4 protein-coding genes are annotated in these 3,189 nt (G+C 72.4%); all 4 read right to left on the reverse strand.

The annotated features are described in order from the left end of the window. Window positions 1-618, reverse strand: a 618-nt coding sequence (locus tag VGF12_RS18335; protein WP_331177486.1) for an acyltransferase family protein, incomplete at its 3' end; no start/stop codon positions are given. Window positions 619-721: 103 nt separating this feature from the next. Beyond that, window positions 722-1,426, reverse strand: a complete 705-nt coding sequence (locus VGF12_RS18340) for a LytTR family DNA-binding domain-containing protein (protein WP_331177487.1) — start codon at window positions 1,424-1,426, stop codon at window positions 722-724. Continuing rightward, window positions 1,414-2,481 carry a sensor histidine kinase gene (locus tag VGF12_RS18345; protein WP_331177488.1) on the reverse strand — a complete coding sequence of 356 codons (1,068 nt, stop codon included), beginning with the start codon at window positions 2,479-2,481 and terminating at the stop codon, window positions 1,414-1,416. The genes VGF12_RS18340 and VGF12_RS18345 overlap by 13 nt, the downstream gene beginning before the upstream one ends. Before the next feature lie 77 nt (window positions 2,482-2,558). Continuing rightward, on the reverse strand, window positions 2,559-2,840 hold the full coding sequence (locus VGF12_RS18350) for a hypothetical protein (RefSeq protein WP_331177489.1): 282 nt from the start codon (window positions 2,838-2,840) through the stop codon (window positions 2,559-2,561). Between the last annotated feature and the right edge of the window lie 349 nt (window positions 2,841-3,189).

The raw sequence follows: 3,189 nt of genomic DNA on the forward strand, positions 1-3,189 counted from the left end.
GTGGTGCGGGAAGACGAACACGCGCAGCAGCGCCAGTGGCAACGCCGGCAGCAGCAGCCAGGCCCAGGCGGGCAGCGCGACCATCGGCGGGCGGCGCCGCAGACACGCCACGGCCACGGCGCCCACCGACGCATACAGCCACAGATAGGGCAGGAACCACAGGTGGTTCCAGGTCGGCACCGGCATGCAGTCGTCGCCGCGGCAGTACCTGCCGCCGTGCAGGTAGGCCCACCAGAAATCGAGGTAGCCGCCGTCCCCGGGCAATTGGGCGGGCACCTTGGTCAGCACCTCGAAGTAGGCCTGCGGCGTGACGATGACGGCCATGCCGAACACCAGGGGCAGCAGCAGTCGCAGCGCGCGATCCTTCAGCGTACCCAGCACGCCTCGCCTGGCGAAGAGGCCCTGACAGGCCGCTCCCGCGATGAGGAAGAGCAGGCCCAGCCGCCACGGCGAGCTGAGCTGCATGAAGGGCTCCAGCGCGCTGCTCGCGGCCGTGCTCTTCACGTGCCAGTCCCAGGTCACGTAGTACATGCCCACGTGGTACGGGATCAGCAGCGCGAAGGCGGCGACGCGCAGGCCGTCCAGGAAGGCGAGGCGGGGAGTGGCGGTGGTGTTCATGGGCACCAGCTTCGCGGTCCCGCCCCAGTTGCGCGAGGCCGCCGGGGCGAGTCGCGGCGCCGGCGGGGTGAGGGGCAGCCGCGCTGTGCGCGCCCCGCGCCCCTCAGGTCAAGCCACCGCGGCCCCAGGCCTCCAGCACCGGCCGAAAGCCGCGCGACACACGCAGGGTCGCGCCGCAGCTCAGTGTCAGCACGGCCTCGCCGCTGCCCAGGCGTTCGACGCGTTGCACATGCGCCGGATTGACCGCATGGCTGCGGTGCACACGCAAGAACCGCGCAGCCCAACCCGGGCGGGCCAGCGCCTCCGCCAGCGTGGCGCGCTCCAGCAGGCTGCGCGGCGGCAGGTGCAGCTCGACGTAGTTGTCCGCCGCCGAGATCCACTGCACGTCGGCCAGCCGCAGACGCTCGCCCGCCACCCACCACTCGCCCACCCGCTCGAGCGGCCGTGCCAGCAGCTCGCGCACGCGCGCCAGCGCAGCGGCCAGACGCTCGGCCGTGTAGGGCTTGAGCAGGTAGTCCAGCGCGGCCAGCTCGAAGGCTTGCAACGCATGCTCGGCATGGGCCGTCGAGAAGACGATGCTGCGCACCCCCATCTCGCGCAGCGCGGCAGCGAGCTGCACGCCGCTGCCGCCCGGCATCTCGATGTCCAGCAAGGCCAGATCGGGTGGCATGGCCAGCCCGCGCACCAGGGCCAGCGCGGTGGGCGCGTCGGGCGCCTCCAGCAGCTCGGCGACGTCCGCCTCGGCCGCCAGCAGGCGACGCAGCTTGGCGCGCGCAGCGGGTTCGTCGTCGACGATCAGCACGCGCACGGCAGAGCCACCTCCAGGCTCATGCCCGCACCGTCCGGTCCGAACCGGACCTGCGCCGCGCCGCCGTAGCGGGCCTCCAGGCGCTCGCGCAGATTGCGCAGACCCAGACCCCCGTCAGGATCGGGCGGCGCCTCGGGCACCGGCGTGTCGCCGTGGTTGCTGACACGCAGTTGAAGCCGCTCGCCGTCACGCGTCGCCACGACACTGACCGTCACGCGGCCGCGATGTCGCGCCACGTCATGCTTGACCGCGTTCTCCACGGGCGCCAGCAGCAGCAGCGCCGGCAGCCGGCAGGCGCGTGCGGCGGCGTCGGCCTCGATGCGCACATCCAGCCGCTCCCGCCCGAAACGGGCCTGCATCAGGGCCAGGAAGGGCTGCACCAGGGCCAGCTCCTCGCCCAGCGTGTGCTCGACGCGCTGCTGGGCGGCCAGCGTCTGGCGCAGCAGGTCGGCCAGCTGGCACAACAGCCGGTCGGCGGCGGCGACGTCTTCGTACATGACCGAGGAGATCAGGTTCAGCGTGTTGAAGAGGAAATGCGGCTGCACCTGGTCGGCCAGGCGCGCCAGCCGCGCCTCGGCGAGCTCGCGCCGGGCGCGGTCCAGTTCCCGCGCGCGCACGTCCGCCGCACGGGCCATCCAGATGCCGCGCGAGATCAGGCAGAAGCTGAAGTAGGTCACCGCGTCCTTGCCGCCCTCGTAGACCAGCAGCGTGGACAACTCGCCGGGCTGGTAGTCGACGCCCGTGAGGCCGTAGACAAGCAGCCGCAAGCCGAACATGCCACCGACGTGCGCCAGGCTGAACAGCGGCAGCGCCACGGCATGGGCCGCGAGCTGCCGCAGCCAGGGCCGCCCGCCCAGCCGGCCCATCAGCGCGTGCACGGCCAGCGCCAACCACGCAATGACGGCGATGGAACTGAACTCCCACAGGAAGGGCTCCCACGGTCGCTCGCCGCCCCCCTGGCGGTAGGACTGCAGGGCCGACACGCTCTGCAGCAGGCCGACGACGACCAGCAACGCGACATAGGGCAGGCGCCAGCGGCGCGGCAGGAGAGGCATGGCCAGAGGTTAGCCGGGCGCGGCGCCTCCGCGCCGCCGCTCGCCCCGTCACGGCCGCCATTCGTCCCGGGCCGGACTCAGCGCTTGGGCTTGGGCTTGGAGCTCTCGGACCTGGGTTCGTCGTCCCCGTGGACGCCGGCACCGTGCTCGCCGCCGTCGACCATCTCTCCACGCCGCTCGGCATCCAGGCCCGGCGTGGCACGCAGGTCGGTGTCGACCTGGCCGCGTCGGAGGTCGCGTGACGCGCGCCGCATCTGCGGATCCGGCCGGGGATTGGTGGCGTTGTTCTGCTGGTCCCGCTCGTGGGGCAGCGATGGCCCTTCGGAGCGAGCGGCATCGGGGTTGGTGGTCTTGCTCATCGCGTGGAACCTACTTCTGCATCTAGTTTCGACGCCCGGCCGCACCGGTGCCGTCATCCGGCCGCTCGCCCCTGTGTCGGCGTGGGCCGACAGGCCCCTTTGCGGCGGCGCCCCGTCCTACACGGTGCGCCGTCGGTGTCCGGGCTGCGCAGGGACCGGTGGAGAAGAGCATGGGACGCCATGTCCCTTCTTTCCCCTGCACCTCCTCCTGACACCCCGTCTGGCAAGCCGGGCGCTGGCGACGCGCGCTGGGAGGGTGAAGGCCAGCAATGGCGTCTGGTGCTCTGCGGCGACTGGACCGAGGCCGGCTTGCCCAAGCCGCCCGTCGAGCTGCCGGTGTCCGAGCACA

It is taken from the genome of Roseateles sp. (genome assembly GCF_036404855.1).
Classification (GTDB): domain Bacteria; phylum Pseudomonadota; class Gammaproteobacteria; order Burkholderiales; family Burkholderiaceae_C; genus Pelomonas.

What these genes read in the sequence shown, in the direction of transcription:
- VGF12_RS18345 (WP_331177488.1), bottom strand. Translation starts at nt 2,481, where the DNA reads ATGCCTCTCCTGCCGCGCCGCTGGCGCCTGCCCTATGTCGCGTTGCTG.
- VGF12_RS18350 (WP_331177489.1), bottom strand. Translation starts at nt 2,840, where the DNA reads ATGAGCAAGACCACCAACCCCGATGCCGCTCGCTCCGAAGGGCCATCG.